The organism is Bacillus sp. FSL W8-0183 (genome assembly GCF_038006825.1).
GTDB lineage: Bacteria > Bacillota > Bacilli > Bacillales > Bacillaceae > Bacillus > Bacillus altitudinis.
Genome location: NZ_JBBOVY010000001.1, coordinates 2973404 through 2987500, shown reverse-complemented (window position 1 = coordinate 2987500; position 14097 = coordinate 2973404). Strand labels below are relative to the sequence as shown.

The following is a 14097-nucleotide window of genomic DNA, read 5'->3' as shown; positions in this document are numbered from 1 at the left end:
AAAACATTCATTGCGTTTAACAGTTGAAATAAAGAAATATCTATATCATTAAAGTATAAAAATTGAAAGGCTGCTGATATTTTTAAAGGATTTACTCGTTTTTAAAGAGAATATAGAGAAGAGAAATACAGCTGTTAATCGTTGAATTGAAGCCGTTTTGACTGGTAACATCAACATCATCTGTTAAAAGAAATACGTCATGAAAAATGAAATAAAATTTTTTTAATATAGCCTTTACAAATGAGTGAAACCTGTATATAATAATCTTTGTCGGATCGAGAGATTCCTACATAGTGGAGGATTAGCTCAGCTGGGAGAGCATCTGCCTTACAAGCAGAGGGTCGGCGGTTCGAGCCCGTCATCCTCCACCATATTTATTCTTACATAATGTTAGGATAGATAAAGCCGGTGTAGCTCAACTGGTAGAGCAACTGACTTGTAATCAGTAGGTTGGGGGTTCAAGTCCTCTTGCCGGCACCACTTTCATATGGTAAGATAGACAAGTCGCTTTAAAAGCGAGCCATTAGCTCAGTTGGTAGAGCATCTGACTTTTAATCAGAGGGTCGAAGGTTCGAGTCCTTCATGGCTCACCATTTTCATGCGGGTGTGGCGGAATTGGCAGACGCGCTAGACTTAGGATCTAGTGTCTTTATGACGTGGGGGTTCAAGTCCCTTCACCCGCATTGCCAAACAACATAAAGAAATCCTGTAATGCGGAAGTAGTTCAGTGGTAGAACACCACCTTGCCAAGGTGGGGGTCGCGGGTTCGAATCCCGTCTTCCGCTTATACCATCCACGCCGGGGTGGTGGAATTGGCAGACACACAGGACTTAAAATCCTGCGGTAGGTGACTACCGTGCCGGTTCAAGTCCGGCCCTCGGCATTATAAAATAAGCGCCCGTAGCTCAATTGGATAGAGCGTTTGACTACGGATCAAAAGGTTAGGGGTTCGACTCCTCTCGGGCGCGCCATTAAGATCGGGAAGTAGCTCAGCTTGGTAGAGCACTTGGTTTGGGACCAAGGGGTCGCAGGTTCGAATCCTGTCTTCCCGACCATCTTTTATGGGGCCTTAGCTCAGCTGGGAGAGCGCCTGCCTTGCACGCAGGAGGTCAGCGGTTCGATCCCGCTAGGCTCCACTTTTTAAAAGATTATTTTATATCATGGCGGTGTAGCTCAGCTGGCTAGAGCGTACGGTTCATACCCGTGAGGTCGGGGGTTCGATCCCCTCCGCCGCTATAAAGGACCTTTAGCTCAGTTGGTTAGAGCAGACGGCTCATAACCGTCCGGTCGTAGGTTCGAGTCCTACAAGGTCCACCATCTATACGGAGGAATACCCAAGTCCGGCTGAAGGGATCGGTCTTGAAAACCGACAGGGGTGTCAAAGCCCGCGGGGGTTCGAATCCCTCTTCCTCCGCCATATTTTAAAAAATGATATCATCGCGGGGTGGAGCAGTTCGGTAGCTCGTCGGGCTCATAACCCGAAGGTCGCAGGTTCAAATCCTGCCCCCGCAACCAAATTTTTTCTCTATTGGTCCGGTAGTTCAGTTGGTTAGAATGCCTGCCTGTCACGCAGGAGGTCGCGGGTTCGAGTCCCGTCCGGACCGCCATTTTCAAATGAATACATGGCTCGGTAGCTCAGTTGGTAGAGCAACGGACTGAAAATCCGTGTGTCGGCGGTTCGATTCCGTCCCGAGCCACTTTTACAAATAAATATCAGTATGGCGGTTGTGGCGAAGTGGTTAACGCACCAGATTGTGGCTCTGGCACTCGTGGGTTCGATTCCCATCAATCGCCCCATACATATTTTTGCGGGTGTAGTTTAGTGGTAAAACCTCAGCCTTCCAAGCTGATGTCGTGGGTTCGATTCCCATCACCCGCTCCATTTGCATATCGTTCATGGGCCTGTAGCTCAGCTGGTTAGAGCGCACGCCTGATAAGCGTGAGGTCGGTGGTTCGAGTCCACTCAGGCCCACCATGACTTTCCGCAGTAGCTCAGTGGTAGAGCTATCGGCTGTTAACCGATCGGTCGTAGGTTCGAATCCTACCTGCGGAGCCAAATGGAGAAGTACTCAAGTGGCTGAAGAGGCGCCCCTGCTAAGGGTGTAGGTCGCGCAAGCGGCGCGAGGGTTCAAATCCCTCCTTCTCCGCCATTTTTCTGGCCCGTTGGTCAAGCGGTTAAGACACCGCCCTTTCACGGCGGTAACACGGGTTCGAATCCCGTACGGGTCATTTTTTAAAGAGGTCTAATAAAGACCTCTTTTTTATTTTCCGCAAAACGAAAGACCGCCATCATAGCGGTCTTTTCTTACATATTCATGGAATAGATCGTATAAGACAAGTATGTCGCAAAGAATCCCCATAAAACATAAGGAATCAATAAAATTGGGACAACATTGCTTAGTTTACGTGAGACGATGACAAGCGCGAGTGCTGTCAGTGCTACAAGCAGGCAGTCGATCGTAGCTGCAAATAAATCTTTTTGTGTAAATTGAAAAAAGCTAAAGGCTTGATTGAATACATAATTTAAAAGAAACAGAATCCAAAATGGTAATGTGATTTTTTGAAAACCGTACTTTGCATAAATGATGGCGGCAGATAACGAAATGAGGGCGAATAACACAGCCCAGACCGCACCGATGACACCACCACTAGGTGTCCATTCAGGTTTATTTAGTGTGTCATACCATTCTCTGTCGATAGGGAACAGGAACCCTGCAATAGAAAATAATGCGTATGTAATAAAGAAGACGATAACCGCCCAAATGATACTTTTTTTAGCCATCCAGAAATCTCCTCCCAATCAAATTCACTCTTCAACTTATTTCCCAATTATTACATGATATAAACATCAAGCCCCCAATATGTGGGGACTAATGATTTTTTTTAGTATAAGGTTCTTCTTCATACGGCTTCAAGTCACCAAACACTGTCATGACGCCTTCTTCATCTAATGCTTCTTCATAAGCTTCGTGTGCTTTATTTGGATAGACCTTGCTTGCTTTTCCTTCAATATCAGCAGCTGCAAACCCTTCATAGTCTTCCACATAATCTTCATCTTCTGATTGTGTATACACATCATCGTATGTCAATGGAGGAAATTCCATATCGGATGGGGTATCAGAGTTCCCATAGCGTTCTACGTCTTGGTAGGCATCTTCTCCGTCATATGCAGCACTTTCTTCATTTTCAAATTGCCCTGAGGGCGGACTTAATAAGTCCTCTTCAATGGGACGGTTTTGTGAAACGGTCTGTTCTTTTGAATGCTCTGTGCATGTGACGGCGGTGGGAAGGGCTTCTAAGCGTTCTTTAGGAATAGGGGCTTTACACACTTTACACAAACCATAAGAGCCGTCTGCCACTGCTTGGAGTGCTTCATTGATATCGGAAAGATGCTCATGTTCCAAACTGTTTAAGGCAATGTCTTTTCCGCGTTCGAATAGTTCTGTCCCTTGGTCGCCAGGGTGGTTATCATAGGCCGACAGTTCGCCCACTGAATCATAAGGAAATGATACTTTCTGTTCATCGTCATGGCTTTTGGCTTCAATTTCTTGTTTTTCATCGAGAAGTCGCTGCTTCAACTGATGTAATTCGTTTTTAGACAACAAAGCGATCACCCTTTCATATCAAACATATTGTTAGTATGAGCAAATTTTTATGTAAGACTTGTGCCAATTTGAAGCAATTCTTCAATAAAAAACGCCTGCGGCTGCAGGCGTTTCGTGTTATGCGAGATAATATTGTAAGATCAATGCGATCGTTAACAGGAAACCAAAAAACGTATTGGTTTGTGCTGTCGACTTCATGGCATTCATTAATTCAATGGGTTTTTCTTTTTGCTTAAATTCTTTAATGGCTGTATAAGCTTTTGGCACACTGAGTAAGACAAGAAGACTCCAAAGACCCACGATATCCATAAAGATATAAACAAAAATGAGTACATATGAGATCACAAACATGGAAAGTAGGATGTTGACTGCCGCTTTACGTCCAGCTAGGATAGCAAGTGTTTTTCGTCCATTCTCTTTATCACCGTCTAAATCACGGATATTGTTCGACAGTAAGATGGCACCAACTAAAATAGAGATAGGTAATGAAATGAGCACAGCTTTTGATGTCAATGTTCCTGTTTGGATATAGAAACTAATTAAAATGATGCCTAGTCCCATAAAAGCACCTGATACAAGTTCTCCAAATGGTGTATAAGCAATTGGTACAGGGCCACCGGTATAAAAATAGCCTGCTGCCATACAAATTAGTCCTATGAGTGCAATCCACCAGCTAGACATCATGCAAATATAGATCCCAAGTAATAAAGAAAGCGCGAATAAGGCATAAGCGAGGCCTAAAACTGTTTTTGGTTTTACACCGTTTCTCACGATCGCTCCGCCGATACCGACAGATTTCTCATTGTCCAATCCGCGAACATAATCAAAGTACTCATTAAACATGTTCGTTGCAATTTGGATAAACATCGATGCAAATAGCATAGCTAAAAATAGCCCAACATGTATTTGACCACTCGGAAGTGCTAGGACAGTTCCTAAAGTAACGGGAATAAATGCCGCTGTTAATGTATGCGGTCGTAGTAAATTCCACCAAATCCGCCAGTTCTTATCAGGCTTAATTGGTGAAAGCTGATCTGATATCGATTGATGCTGCATAAAATATACTCCTTTAAATAAAAAAATACGTACACGTCCAAATTCCAGTTTAGCAAAGTTCAAAAAGGTGTCAATATATTGATGCGATGAAACAAGAAAAAGATGTTTGCTAATCGTTCCCATCTAGAGAGAAAGCTTGATCTTCGAACAGGTCTTACCATTTTTTAAGGGATGTTCTCATTTCAATAAGCGGGAGCGAAAAAATCTTGAAAGCGTGATATAATAAGGATTCGAGGTTTTAAAAGCTGTTTTCTTTACTAAGTTCATCTGTTAAGGTTTATAATAGAAAAGCAGGTCATTCGACATACTCGAATGTTCATGTATTTTTTTACATGATGGTTTTATTTTTATATGTTATTTCATGGATTTTGGAGGAATGTATCATGGTGACAACAGTGCAAAGTACTTTCCGGCAGGAAGCGCTTGCGACATTAGAAGAAGCGAATAACGTCAACCATGCTGTTTTGATAAGCTACTCCAGAAGAGTTGACGATCTGGATCCTCTTGCCTTTTTCCAAAGCGGCGAAGCGGATTTTTTAGGCGAGCGGTTTTTTTGGTCTGATCCAGAAAGCCAAATGATATTTTCTGGACTTGGCAGAGCGGCCGTGATTAAATCATCAGAGCAAGGCAAAGAACGATTCAATATCGTCCATCAAGAATGGGAGCAGCTGAAACAGCATATGTTCCATTTTCATGATGAGAAGGAGTTAAAGCAAGCGGCAGTTGGTCCGCTTTTATTTGGAGGATTTTCATTTGATCCATATGAAGAGAAGGCGCGTCACTGGGAAGCATTTGGCGAGGCTCATTTTTTTGTGCCATCGATGATGCTGACTGTTTCAAAAGAAGGCACGTTTCTAACGATCAATGAATGGAACGAGGTGGACGGGAATGTTCATCAGCTCATTCAAGAGTTAGAACAGAAAGCTTCTAATTTTGATGCATTGCCTGTCAGAAATCATGGACAAGCTGAGCTTGTTCATATGGAAGAGTTAGATGTCCAGGAATGGATGAAAGCAATCCATGAAGCGACAGAACACATTCGTGTGAACGAATATGAAAAGGTTGTTTTAGCAAGAGAAGTCTTGCTTCACTATAAAAATCAAATAGAACTCGCTCCACTATTAGCAGAATTACTAAAACATCAAACAACGAGTTATGTATTTGCTATAGAGCAGGGAAGACAAGCATTTGTCGGGGCGACGCCTGAACGTTTAGTGAAAAAAAGCGGTGGTGAAGTGTTTTCATCGTGTTTGGCAGGTTCCATTGTACGTGGTCAAGATGAAGTAGAAGATCAGGCACTAGGTGAGGAACTGCTTCATGATGAGAAAAATTTGATTGAACATCAAATTGTCGTGAATATGATTGAGCAGGCATTTGAAGCAAACTGCCATCATGTGCATAAGCCAAATCAACCAAGTCTTTATAAAACGAAAAACATTCAGCATTTATTTACACCCATTGTGGGAGAAATTAAAAGCAGCTGTTCACTCTTTTCATTAATTGAACAGCTTCATCCAACACCAGCGCTTGGAGGATATCCTAAGGAAAAAGCGGTAGAGGTGATTCGTGAAATCGAACCGTTGAAACGCGGTTGGTATGCGGCGCCAGTGGGATGGATTGATTCTAAGGACAATGGAGAATTTGCTGTCGCCATTCGATCAGGTCTTATTGAGGAAGACCAAGTTCGTTTGTTTGCTGGATGTGGAATTGTAGAGGATTCCCTTGCAAAACAAGAGTATGAAGAAACGCAAGTGAAATTAAGACCAATGCTGTCTGCTCTTGGAGGTCGTCCTATTGAATAATCAAATCATGACAAGATATATTGGCAGATTAATGGATGAATTTGTGCAAAGTGGTGTGAAGGAGGCAGTTGTTTGTCCTGGCTCCCGTTCAACACCGCTTGCGATGCTCGCTCTTGCTCATCAAGAAATCAATGTCCATGTGTTAGTGGATGAACGGTCTGCTGCTTTTTATGCACTGGGTCTTGCGAAAGCGAGCCAAACACCAGTGCTACTCATTTGTACATCAGGTACGGCAGCAGCTAACTTTTACCCAGCTGTTGTCGAGGCACATTATTCTCGGGTACCATTGATTGTTTTAACTGCTGATCGGCCGCACGAATTGAGGGAGGTTGGGGCACCTCAAGCGATTGATCAGCAATTCTTATTCGGTAAGTTTGTTAAATGGTTCACAGACTTAGCCTTGCCAGAAGAAAGCCAAACGATGCTGCGGTATGTCCAAACTGCTGCTGCTAGGGCAAGTCATGTGTCAACGCAGGAGCCAAAGGGACCAGTTCAGGTGAATGTGCCGCTGAGAGAACCATTGCTACCTGACTTGTCTATTGATCCTTTTGATAGAGAAGAAGGAGTTGCGAACAAAGTTTTAGCAGCAGGTCAAGCTCGTCCGGATGATCGGGTTATGTCAGAATTAGTGTCTATCATGAACAAAGCGGCAAAAGGAATCATTGTTGCTGGTGAACTTCACTCGCCGGAAGAGCAGGCGTCAGTGTTACGTCTTGCAAAAGCTTTGCATCTGCCAATTTTAGCTGACCCGCTTTCTCTTTTGCGAAATGGACATGAAAGTGAAGAATACATCATAGATGCATACGATTCTTTGTTAAAAGATGAGGCATTGCAGCAGCATCTCTTGCCTGAAATGGTCATTCGTTTTGGACCGATGCCTGTGTCTAAGCCTTTATTTAAGTGGCTAGAAAAGCATGCGGAAGTGAAGCAGATTGTCGTCGATGCTGCGGGTGGTTATCGAGATCCTGGTTTAAGCGCATCATACATGATTGAAAGTCATGCAGCCTCTTTTGTAGAAGAAGTCTTGATGAGAGCGGAAAAGCGTCAGGATACATCTTATTTACGACGCTGGCAGAGTGTCAATTCTTCTTTTAGAATGCATGTAAATCAATACAATGATGAGGACCTGACATTTGAGGGAAATGTGTATCGTCAGCTGCAGCACCTTTTGCCAAAAGAGAGTGTGCTCTTTATCGGAAATAGTATGCCTATTCGAGATGTCGATACCTTTTTTGAAACGCAGTCAAAACCGTTTCGGATGATGGCGAATCGCGGAGCAAATGGCATTGATGGTGTTGTGTCCACAGCTCTTGGAACATATGCAGCCTTGAAACAACCCATCACTTTAGTCATCGGCGATTTATCTTTTTACCATGATATGAACGGTCTTCTTGCAGCTAAGCTAATGGACATTCCGCTCACGGTTGTGTTGTTAAACAATGATGGTGGAGGAATCTTTTCTTTCCTTCCGCAGGCATCCGATGAACCGTATTATGAAAAGCTCTTTGGTACGCCGACTGGGTTGAATTTTGAGTATGCATCAAAGCTATATGGGGGAACCTATTCGAAGCCGACAACGAAAGAAGAGTTAAAAGATGTGTACTTGGCGCATATCCAAGAACCAGGGCTTCATTTAATTGAAATTGAAACTGACCGGCATTCTCGCGTTGGCAAACATCGCCAAATGATGGACGAGATATTGAGGGAAGTGAAAAAAGAATGCCTTCACTCATAATACGAATGCACGATGGTGTGGCGTATGAGGTGATAGACCATAACCCATCTGCTGAAAATGCCACGTTATGTTTACATGGCTTTACAGGGAGTGCAGCTTCTTGGGCTTTTTTGAATACTTATACACAAAAACATACGAGATTGATTCAGGTCAGCTTGCTTGGACATGGCCGCACAGACTCACCAAAGAGTATAAGAAGATATGCAATGTCCCAGCAGCTGGCAGATCTTGCTGAGATTTTAGATCAATTAAAGCTTCACAAAGTGAACATTCTCGGATATTCTATGGGAGGGCGTATTGCTTTATCATTTGCCTCCCGTTATCCAGAACGTGTAAACAAACTGATTCTTGAGAGTACATCTCCAGGGCTGAACTCTTTTAAAGAGCGGATGGAGAGGCTGAATCATGATCATCAGCTAGCTCAAAAGATCAGACATGAAGGATTAGCGCAGTTTGTGGATTTTTGGGAGAACATTCCGCTGTTTGCTTCGCAGAAATCCTTGCCAGCGGACAGGCTAACGCAACTGAGAGAGGGAAGGCTAAAAGCCGATCCTAACGGGCTGGCTCGCAGCTTAGAAGGTATAGGAACCGGTTCACAGCCGTCTATGTGGCAAGCATTAAAGCAGATAAAACAGCCTGTTTTACTCATTTGCGGAACACTTGATAAAAAGTTTTGTCACATCGCCAAACGTATGCAGCAGGCGCTTGAATACAGTCAATTCACAGTAGCAGAGCATGCCGGGCATACAGTTCATGTGGAACAACCACATTTTTTTGGTAAAATAGTAAGTGAGTTTATTTTATCGCAAGATTAGAGGAGGAAATATTGATGGCTATTGAATGGCAAACTGAGCGTCAGTATGACGAAATTTTATATGAAACATATAATGGGATTGCAAAAATCACCATTAACCGTCCGCACGTACATAATGCCTTTACACCAAAGACCGTAAGTGAATTAATTGATGCATTCTCACGTGCTCGTGACAATTCAGAAGTTGGTGTCATTGTCCTTGCAGGTGCTGGAGGAAAAGCATTCTGTTCTGGTGGAGACCAAAAAGTACGCGGTCATGGCGGCTATGTAGGAGACGATCAAATTCCGCGTCTAAACGTACTAGACTTACAGCGTTTAATTCGTGTCATTCCAAAACCAGTTATTGCGATGGTTGCGGGCTATGCGATTGGCGGCGGACATGTGCTTCATGTCGTGTGTGACCTCACGATTGCAGCAGACAATGCGATTTTTGGACAAACAGGACCAAAAGTGGGCAGCTTTGATGCTGGTTATGGGTCTGGCTATCTTGCACGTATTGTGGGCCATAAGAAAGCAAGAGAGATCTGGTACTTATGTCGTCAATACAATGCACAAGAAGCGCTTGATATGGGACTTGTCAACACAGTTGTACCATTAGAGCAGCTGGAAGAAGAAACAGTGAAGTGGTGTGAGGACATGCTAGAAAAGAGCCCGACCGCTTTACGATTCTTGAAAGCTGCATTTAATGCTGACACAGATGGATTAGCTGGTATTCAGCAATTTGCAGGAGATGCGACCCTTCTTTATTACACAACAGATGAAGCAAAAGAAGGACGCGATTCCTTTAAGGAAAAACGGAAGCCAGACTTCGGTCAGTTCCCTCGTTTCCCTTGATTCAATGATATGGATGAAAACAGCTTAGTGCATCAGACTGAGCTGTTTTCTTTTATGAAAAGGAGGTGTCATGATGAAGCAACCCAATTGGCTGCTGCACCGTGCGTATTTAACGCCAGACCGGGTCGCACTCATTTATCAAGACAAAGAGTGGACATTTCGTGATTTAGCGAATGATGTAGACCAACTTGCGAATCGACTGACACGTGTCTCTTTTAAAAAAGGGGATACGGTTGCGATTTTAATGAACAACCATCCTCATATGGTCATGCTTGTTCACGCTTGTTTTTTATTAGGCTTCAAGATTGTGTTATTGAACAATAAGTTAACAAAAGCAGAGAGACGTTTTCAGTTGGAAGATGCGAAAGTCATGGCTTTATTAACAGAGCCTGCATATGCAAATGAGCATCATGGTGATTTACCTGTTTATACAATAGAGACTTTACCTGATGCAGATCATGATATGGAAAAGAAGGTCGTACATGATATTGATTTAAATGAGACGGCGACGATTATGTATACATCTGGAACGACAGGACGCCCTAAAGGGGTGGAGCAAACGTTTGGTAATCATTTTCATAGTGCTGTTTCCTCGGCATTGAATTTAGGAATCAGGGAGGACGACCGCTGGCTCATTGCCTTGCCTCTTTTTCATATAAGCGGTTTATCCGCTATATTTAAATCTGTCATATACGGTATGACTGTCGTGCTTCATCAAAAGTTTGATGTCGATGAAGTCAAGAATGCTATTGAACAGCATCGAGTGACGATGTTGTCAGTTGTTCAAACCATGCTGTCCCGTTTATTAAGTGGACTTGAAGAATGTCCGTCTTCTTTGCGCTGCCTGCTGTTAGGCGGAGGCCCTGCGCCTTATGCGATGCTTCAAGAGAGTAAGGAGAAAGGATTTCCTGTGTTTCAATCGTACGGTATGACGGAGACCTGCTCGCAAATTGTGACACTTGCGCCAGAATTTAGTGTGGAAAAGCTTGGATCAGCGGGAAAACCCCTTTTTGGGTGTGAATTAAAGATTCAAGATGAGGACCGTCCGTGTCGTCCTTTTGAGCATGGTGAAATCATGGTAAAAGGTGCAAATGTCATGAAAGGCTACCTTTATCGTCAAGAGGCAACAGCTGCTGCATTTGATCAGGGCTGGCTGAAAACGGGTGATATTGGCTATGTAGATGAGGACGGATTCTTATTTGTGCTTGATCGGCGGTCAGACTTAATTATTTCTGGCGGAGAAAATATTTATCCAGCAGAAATTGAAGCAGTTCTTTTAACACATCCAAATGTAAAGGAAGCCGGAGTGACGGGTATATATGATAAAAAATGGGGAGAGGTACCTGCTGCCTTCCTTGTGACAGATGAGCAGATTCCGGAGAATGAGCTCTATGCTTTGTGTCAGTCGCAATTAGCCAAGTATAAATGGCCCGCCGCTTTTCACTTTGTGGATGAGCTGCCAAGGAATGCGTCGAATAAATTGCAGAGGCACAGACTCAAATCAAAGGGGTTTTTAGATGATTCAAATTGAACGTGTGATCTTATATCATGTCACGATGAAACTCAAACAGCCATTTACAACAAGCCTTGGGACCATTTCAGAGCGTGAGTTTATTATTGTCGAGGTCAAAGATCAAACAGGATTAACTGGATGGGGAGAGGTATCTGCCTTCTCTTCTCCGTGGTATACAGAAGAAACCATCGAGACCTGCTATCACATGCTCAGGGCTTTCTTTATCCCGAACGTGCTGACCCGATCTTTTACACATCCTTCGGACATACCAGACAGCTTGTACCATTTTAAAGGCAATAGAATGGCCAAAGCGGGAATTGAGGCAGCTGTGTGGGATATTTATGCGAAGCGAGAAAATAAGTCCTTACGTGACGTCTTAGGCGGTACTAGAGATAGAATTCCATCTGGTGTCGTTGCGGGGTTAGGACCAATAGATGATATGATTCAGCAAATCGAGCAATTTGTTGATCAAGGCTATCAGCGTGTGAAAGTGAAAATTAAGCCGGGACAAGATATTGGACTTCTACAAAAGATAAGGGAGTCTTTCCCTCACCTTCCGTTAATGGCGGACGCAAACTCTGCTTATGAATTAAAAGATATTAGCAAACTGAAGCAGCTCGACGATATTCGTTTATTAATGATCGAACAGCCTTTAGCCGCAGATGACATTGTCGATCATCGGCATTTGCAAAAGCATTTAAAAACACCAATCTGTTTGGATGAAAGTATTTGTTCTTTAGATGATGCGAGAAAAGCTGTAGAACTTGGAAGCTGTCAGATTATTAATGTGAAGCCTTCACGAGTTGGAGGGCTGACTGAAGCACTTAAAATTCATGCGTTCTGCAAGGAGCAGCAGATTCCGTTATGGTGCGGTGGAATGATTGAAACAGGCATTTCTCGCGCGCAAAACGTGGCACTTGCATCACTTCCGCAATTTACGATTCCTGGGGATATTTCAGCATCGTCGAAATATTGGGAGCAGGATATCATTTTTCCTGAAATTAAAGTTGAAAATGGGTTTATTGAAGTACCGCGTTCTCCAGGTATGGGTGTAGAAGTTGATTATCAAGCGCTTCGTTCTTTCTCAGATAAAATTGATGTGTTTACAAAACATGATTTTGTGAAATGAAAACGAATGAATCGCCATTTGCACCATCAATAGAACCACTGTATAGTTGAGGAAAGTTTTTCCTTCCTGTCTGAACAAAAAGAAAGAGCGGTCATCCGCTCTTTCTTACTCTTCTACAAGCCCGCTGTCGTAAGCAAGCTGGCCAATATACTGATGCATGTCATTGGGCATGTCGGAAACATGTCCGTATTCATAATCCCAAAGATTTAAAAAGGAGTGAGCTGCTTGATAAAATGCAGCCTCGTCCGCGTCCTGAATTTCTTCAAGAAACGTTTGAGTAAGCCGATCGTTTTTCAAAGCGAAGCGCCTCCTTTAATGAGACTTAAAGGTCTTGAGGTTTAAACGTTTTACAGTCAGTTTCTTCACTTTTCTCTGCCGTATTTCCTGTATGGCTGACGACATAAATTGCATCTGCACCACAACGATTTCCAGCATTCCAGTAGGAACAGTTGTTTACTTCACAAAGGATTTTTTGACTCATACAGATGACCTCCTTTTGAGTATGTCTTTCATCTATAATGTAACCGAAGTAAGGGGCGTTCATTCATGTTAATCTTCCTGACGAATATAACGCTTATCTTTCATAAACAATTTCCAGAAGAAGTAGAACCCAGGGAATAGGATGATAAACCCTACAATATACGTAATAAATAATGCCCTAAATGTGACGGGATCTGTAAACCCAGACATGATGGTAATATCAGGATAGGCCATATAGGGCAAATGCGCATGTCCATACACATAGCTTGCTAAGAAATATTGAATTGTAATGGCGATAACCGCTAAACGTGGTCTCCCTTTCCGATGTTTAAAGCGGCTGTTTGGTAAAAATAGAGCCAAACCTGCAAGCAAAAACATGAGCAGAGAAACAAGCAGGATCGGGATGTTCTGCATCATTTTTGTGAACAGCCAATTGGCCTCACTTCTCAGTGTGAGCATGATAAAGAAAGCCATCATGAGAGAAAGCGGACCTGTAATCAGTGCTCCTCTTCTATAAATGTTATAAGCCTCATCTTCGTTTGCAACATTAGAAAAATCAGCTAAAAGCAAAGATGAGAGGAAAAGGGTACTGAAAATCGCAAAACCTACGAAAGAATAGACATTTGCGCTTGTAAAGACCAATCCTAAATCTAATGAGTAGACATTATTCTCCTGAAAGATGAATCCACCATGTGTAATGGGGAGAACCATGATGAGGATGGACGGAATAATAAAGCCGCTAATTCCTGAAATATATGTCACGGCTTTTCTATATTTTTTAGGCAGTGAATGAGAGAAGACGAGAAATCCGCTTCGCAGTGCCAGAAGCAACAAAATAATGCTGCCAGGTATTAATAGAACAGTGCCTAGCACAAATGTTGCACCTGGAAACAGGCTAAACAAGGCAACGACGATGGCCACAATGAAGACGTTTGTTACTTCCCAAGTTGGAGAAAGATACTTATTTGCGATATTTGCGGCCTTTGTCTGCTCTTTGTTCATGTAAATCATTGACCAAAATCCTGCACCGAAATCCATTGATGCCATCACTGCATAGATAAACACGAATCCCCATAAGATGGTGATTGCAATGAGTGCATCAGTTGTTACATCCATTTGCATCAAGATC

At 43.0% G+C, this 14097-nt stretch carries 12 protein-coding genes and 21 tRNA genes; 27 read left to right on the top strand and 6 right to left on the bottom strand.

The window, feature by feature from the left end:
- The first annotated feature begins 295 nt into the window (after window positions 1-295).
- The 21 genes from NSQ64_RS15920 (at window position 296) to NSQ64_RS15820 (ending at window position 2229) form a co-directional block, all read left to right on the top strand.
- Window positions 296-371 (top strand) — tRNA-Val (locus NSQ64_RS15920).
- Between the two features lie 33 nt (window positions 372-404).
- A tRNA-Thr gene (locus NSQ64_RS15915) sits at window positions 405-480 on the top strand.
- A 37-nt stretch (window positions 481-517) separates the two neighbouring features.
- Window positions 518-593, top strand: a tRNA-Lys gene (locus NSQ64_RS15910).
- A gap of 7 nt (window positions 594-600) precedes the next feature.
- Window positions 601-683, top strand: a tRNA-Leu gene (locus NSQ64_RS15905).
- Window positions 684-713: 30 nt separating this feature from the next.
- Window positions 714-785 (top strand) — tRNA-Gly (locus NSQ64_RS15900).
- Between the two features lie 12 nt (window positions 786-797).
- Window positions 798-883, top strand: a tRNA-Leu gene (locus NSQ64_RS15895).
- Window positions 884-894: 11 nt separating this feature from the next.
- Window positions 895-971, top strand: a tRNA-Arg gene (locus NSQ64_RS15890).
- Between the two features lie 7 nt (window positions 972-978).
- Window positions 979-1055, top strand: a tRNA-Pro gene (locus tag NSQ64_RS15885).
- 8 nt (window positions 1056-1063) lie between these two features.
- A tRNA-Ala gene (locus NSQ64_RS15880) sits at window positions 1064-1136 on the top strand.
- Between the two features lie 26 nt (window positions 1137-1162).
- Window positions 1163-1236: transfer RNA gene (locus NSQ64_RS15875), tRNA-Met, on the top strand.
- Window positions 1237-1240: 4 nt separating this feature from the next.
- Window positions 1241-1317, top strand: a tRNA-Ile gene (locus NSQ64_RS15870).
- Between the two features lie 7 nt (window positions 1318-1324).
- A tRNA-Ser gene (locus NSQ64_RS15865) sits at window positions 1325-1417 on the top strand.
- A gap of 21 nt (window positions 1418-1438) precedes the next feature.
- Window positions 1439-1515: transfer RNA gene (locus tag NSQ64_RS15860), tRNA-Met, on the top strand.
- A 15-nt stretch (window positions 1516-1530) separates the two neighbouring features.
- Window positions 1531-1607: transfer RNA gene (locus tag NSQ64_RS15855), tRNA-Asp, on the top strand.
- 17 nt (window positions 1608-1624) lie between these two features.
- Window positions 1625-1697 (top strand) — tRNA-Phe (locus NSQ64_RS15850).
- A 24-nt stretch (window positions 1698-1721) separates the two neighbouring features.
- A tRNA-His gene (locus NSQ64_RS15845) sits at window positions 1722-1797 on the top strand.
- 11 nt (window positions 1798-1808) lie between these two features.
- Window positions 1809-1882, top strand: a tRNA-Gly gene (locus NSQ64_RS15840).
- Window positions 1883-1898: 16 nt separating this feature from the next.
- Window positions 1899-1975, top strand: a tRNA-Ile gene (locus NSQ64_RS15835).
- A gap of 6 nt (window positions 1976-1981) precedes the next feature.
- Window positions 1982-2056 (top strand) — tRNA-Asn (locus tag NSQ64_RS15830).
- Between the two features lie 3 nt (window positions 2057-2059).
- Window positions 2060-2150 (top strand) — tRNA-Ser (locus NSQ64_RS15825).
- Between the two features lie 7 nt (window positions 2151-2157).
- Window positions 2158-2229 (top strand) — tRNA-Glu (locus NSQ64_RS15820).
- A gap of 76 nt (window positions 2230-2305) precedes the next feature.
- Here the strand turns inward: NSQ64_RS15820 and NSQ64_RS15815 are convergent.
- The 3 genes from NSQ64_RS15815 to NSQ64_RS15805 all read right to left on the bottom strand — a co-directional run bounded on the left by NSQ64_RS15815 (window position 2306) and on the right by NSQ64_RS15805 (window position 4661).
- Window positions 2306-2782 carry a TspO/MBR family protein gene (locus tag NSQ64_RS15815; protein WP_160757426.1) on the bottom strand — a complete coding sequence of 159 codons (477 nt, stop codon included), beginning with the start codon at window positions 2780-2782 and terminating at the stop codon, window positions 2306-2308.
- A gap of 88 nt (window positions 2783-2870) precedes the next feature.
- Window positions 2871-3605, bottom strand: a complete 735-nt coding sequence (locus NSQ64_RS15810) for a TraR/DksA C4-type zinc finger protein (protein ID WP_268381801.1) — start codon at window positions 3603-3605, stop codon at window positions 2871-2873.
- 117 nt (window positions 3606-3722) lie between these two features.
- Window positions 3723-4661, bottom strand: a complete 939-nt coding sequence (locus NSQ64_RS15805; RefSeq protein ID WP_017358382.1) for a 1,4-dihydroxy-2-naphthoate polyprenyltransferase — start codon at window positions 4659-4661, stop codon at window positions 3723-3725.
- Between the two features lie 383 nt (window positions 4662-5044).
- Between NSQ64_RS15805 and NSQ64_RS15800 the strand changes: the two genes are divergently transcribed.
- The 6 genes from NSQ64_RS15800 (at window position 5045) to menC (ending at window position 12488) form a co-directional block, all read left to right on the top strand.
- Window positions 5045-6463, top strand: coding sequence for an isochorismate synthase (locus tag NSQ64_RS15800; RefSeq protein WP_017358381.1), 1419 nt, complete (start codon window positions 5045-5047; stop codon window positions 6461-6463).
- The gene (menD, locus tag NSQ64_RS15795) at window positions 6456-8198 is read left to right on the top strand and encodes a 2-succinyl-5-enolpyruvyl-6-hydroxy-3-cyclohexene-1-carboxylic-acid synthase (protein WP_160757429.1); all 1743 of its coding nucleotides are present in this window, start codon (window positions 6456-6458) and stop codon (window positions 8196-8198) included. The genes NSQ64_RS15800 and menD overlap by 8 nt, the downstream gene beginning before the upstream one ends.
- Complete coding sequence (gene menH / locus NSQ64_RS15790; RefSeq protein ID WP_024720423.1) at window positions 8183-9013, top strand: 2-succinyl-6-hydroxy-2,4-cyclohexadiene-1-carboxylate synthase; 831 nt, start codon at window positions 8183-8185, stop codon at window positions 9011-9013. The genes menD and menH overlap by 16 nt, the downstream gene beginning before the upstream one ends.
- Before the next feature lie 14 nt (window positions 9014-9027).
- Window positions 9028-9846, top strand: coding sequence for a 1,4-dihydroxy-2-naphthoyl-CoA synthase (menB, locus tag NSQ64_RS15785; RefSeq protein WP_039168312.1), 819 nt, complete (start codon window positions 9028-9030; stop codon window positions 9844-9846).
- 70 nt (window positions 9847-9916) lie between these two features.
- Window positions 9917-11377, top strand: a complete 1461-nt coding sequence (locus NSQ64_RS15780) for an o-succinylbenzoate--CoA ligase (protein ID WP_041506523.1) — start codon at window positions 9917-9919, stop codon at window positions 11375-11377.
- Window positions 11364-12488 (top strand): o-succinylbenzoate synthase, encoded by a 1125-nt coding sequence (gene menC / locus NSQ64_RS15775; RefSeq protein WP_008342917.1) that lies wholly within the window; start codon window positions 11364-11366, stop codon window positions 12486-12488. The genes NSQ64_RS15780 and menC overlap by 14 nt, the downstream gene beginning before the upstream one ends.
- A 105-nt stretch (window positions 12489-12593) precedes the next feature.
- Here menC and NSQ64_RS15770 read toward each other — a convergent pair whose 3' ends face one another.
- The 3 genes from NSQ64_RS15770 to NSQ64_RS15760 form a co-directional block, all read right to left on the bottom strand.
- The gene (locus NSQ64_RS15770; RefSeq protein WP_024720421.1) at window positions 12594-12785 is read right to left on the bottom strand and encodes a hypothetical protein; all 192 of its coding nucleotides are present in this window, start codon (window positions 12783-12785) and stop codon (window positions 12594-12596) included.
- Window positions 12786-12810: 25 nt separating this feature from the next.
- Window positions 12811-12969: a DUF1540 domain-containing protein gene (locus NSQ64_RS15765; RefSeq protein WP_008360682.1), complete on the bottom strand. Its 159-nt coding sequence runs from the start codon at window positions 12967-12969 to the stop codon at window positions 12811-12813.
- Window positions 12970-13037: 68 nt separating this feature from the next.
- Window positions 13038-14084 carry a cytochrome d ubiquinol oxidase subunit II gene (locus NSQ64_RS15760; RefSeq protein WP_169476099.1) on the bottom strand — a complete coding sequence of 349 codons (1047 nt, stop codon included), beginning with the start codon at window positions 14082-14084 and terminating at the stop codon, window positions 13038-13040.
- Between the last annotated feature and the right edge of the window lie 13 nt (window positions 14085-14097).

Coding starts and splice junctions, on each gene's coding strand:
- NSQ64_RS15815 (WP_160757426.1), bottom strand. CDS start 2,782: ATGGCTAAAAAAAGTATCATTTGGGCGGTTATCGTCTTCTTTATTACA.
- NSQ64_RS15805 (WP_017358382.1), bottom strand. CDS start 4,661: ATGCAGCATCAATCGATATCAGATCAGCTTTCACCAATTAAGCCTGAT.
- NSQ64_RS15800 (WP_017358381.1), top strand. CDS start 5,045: ATGGTGACAACAGTGCAAAGTACTTTCCGGCAGGAAGCGCTTGCGACA.
- menH (WP_024720423.1), top strand. CDS start 8,183: ATGCCTTCACTCATAATACGAATGCACGATGGTGTGGCGTATGAGGTG.
- menB (WP_039168312.1), top strand. CDS start 9,028: ATGGCTATTGAATGGCAAACTGAGCGTCAGTATGACGAAATTTTATAT.
- NSQ64_RS15780 (WP_041506523.1), top strand. CDS start 9,917: ATGATGAAGCAACCCAATTGGCTGCTGCACCGTGCGTATTTAACGCCA.
- menC (WP_008342917.1), top strand. CDS start 11,364: ATGATTCAAATTGAACGTGTGATCTTATATCATGTCACGATGAAACTC.
- NSQ64_RS15765 (WP_008360682.1), bottom strand. CDS start 12,969: ATGAGTCAAAAAATCCTTTGTGAAGTAAACAACTGTTCCTACTGGAAT.
- NSQ64_RS15760 (WP_169476099.1), bottom strand. CDS start 14,084: ATGGATGTAACAACTGATGCACTCATTGCAATCACCATCTTATGGGGA.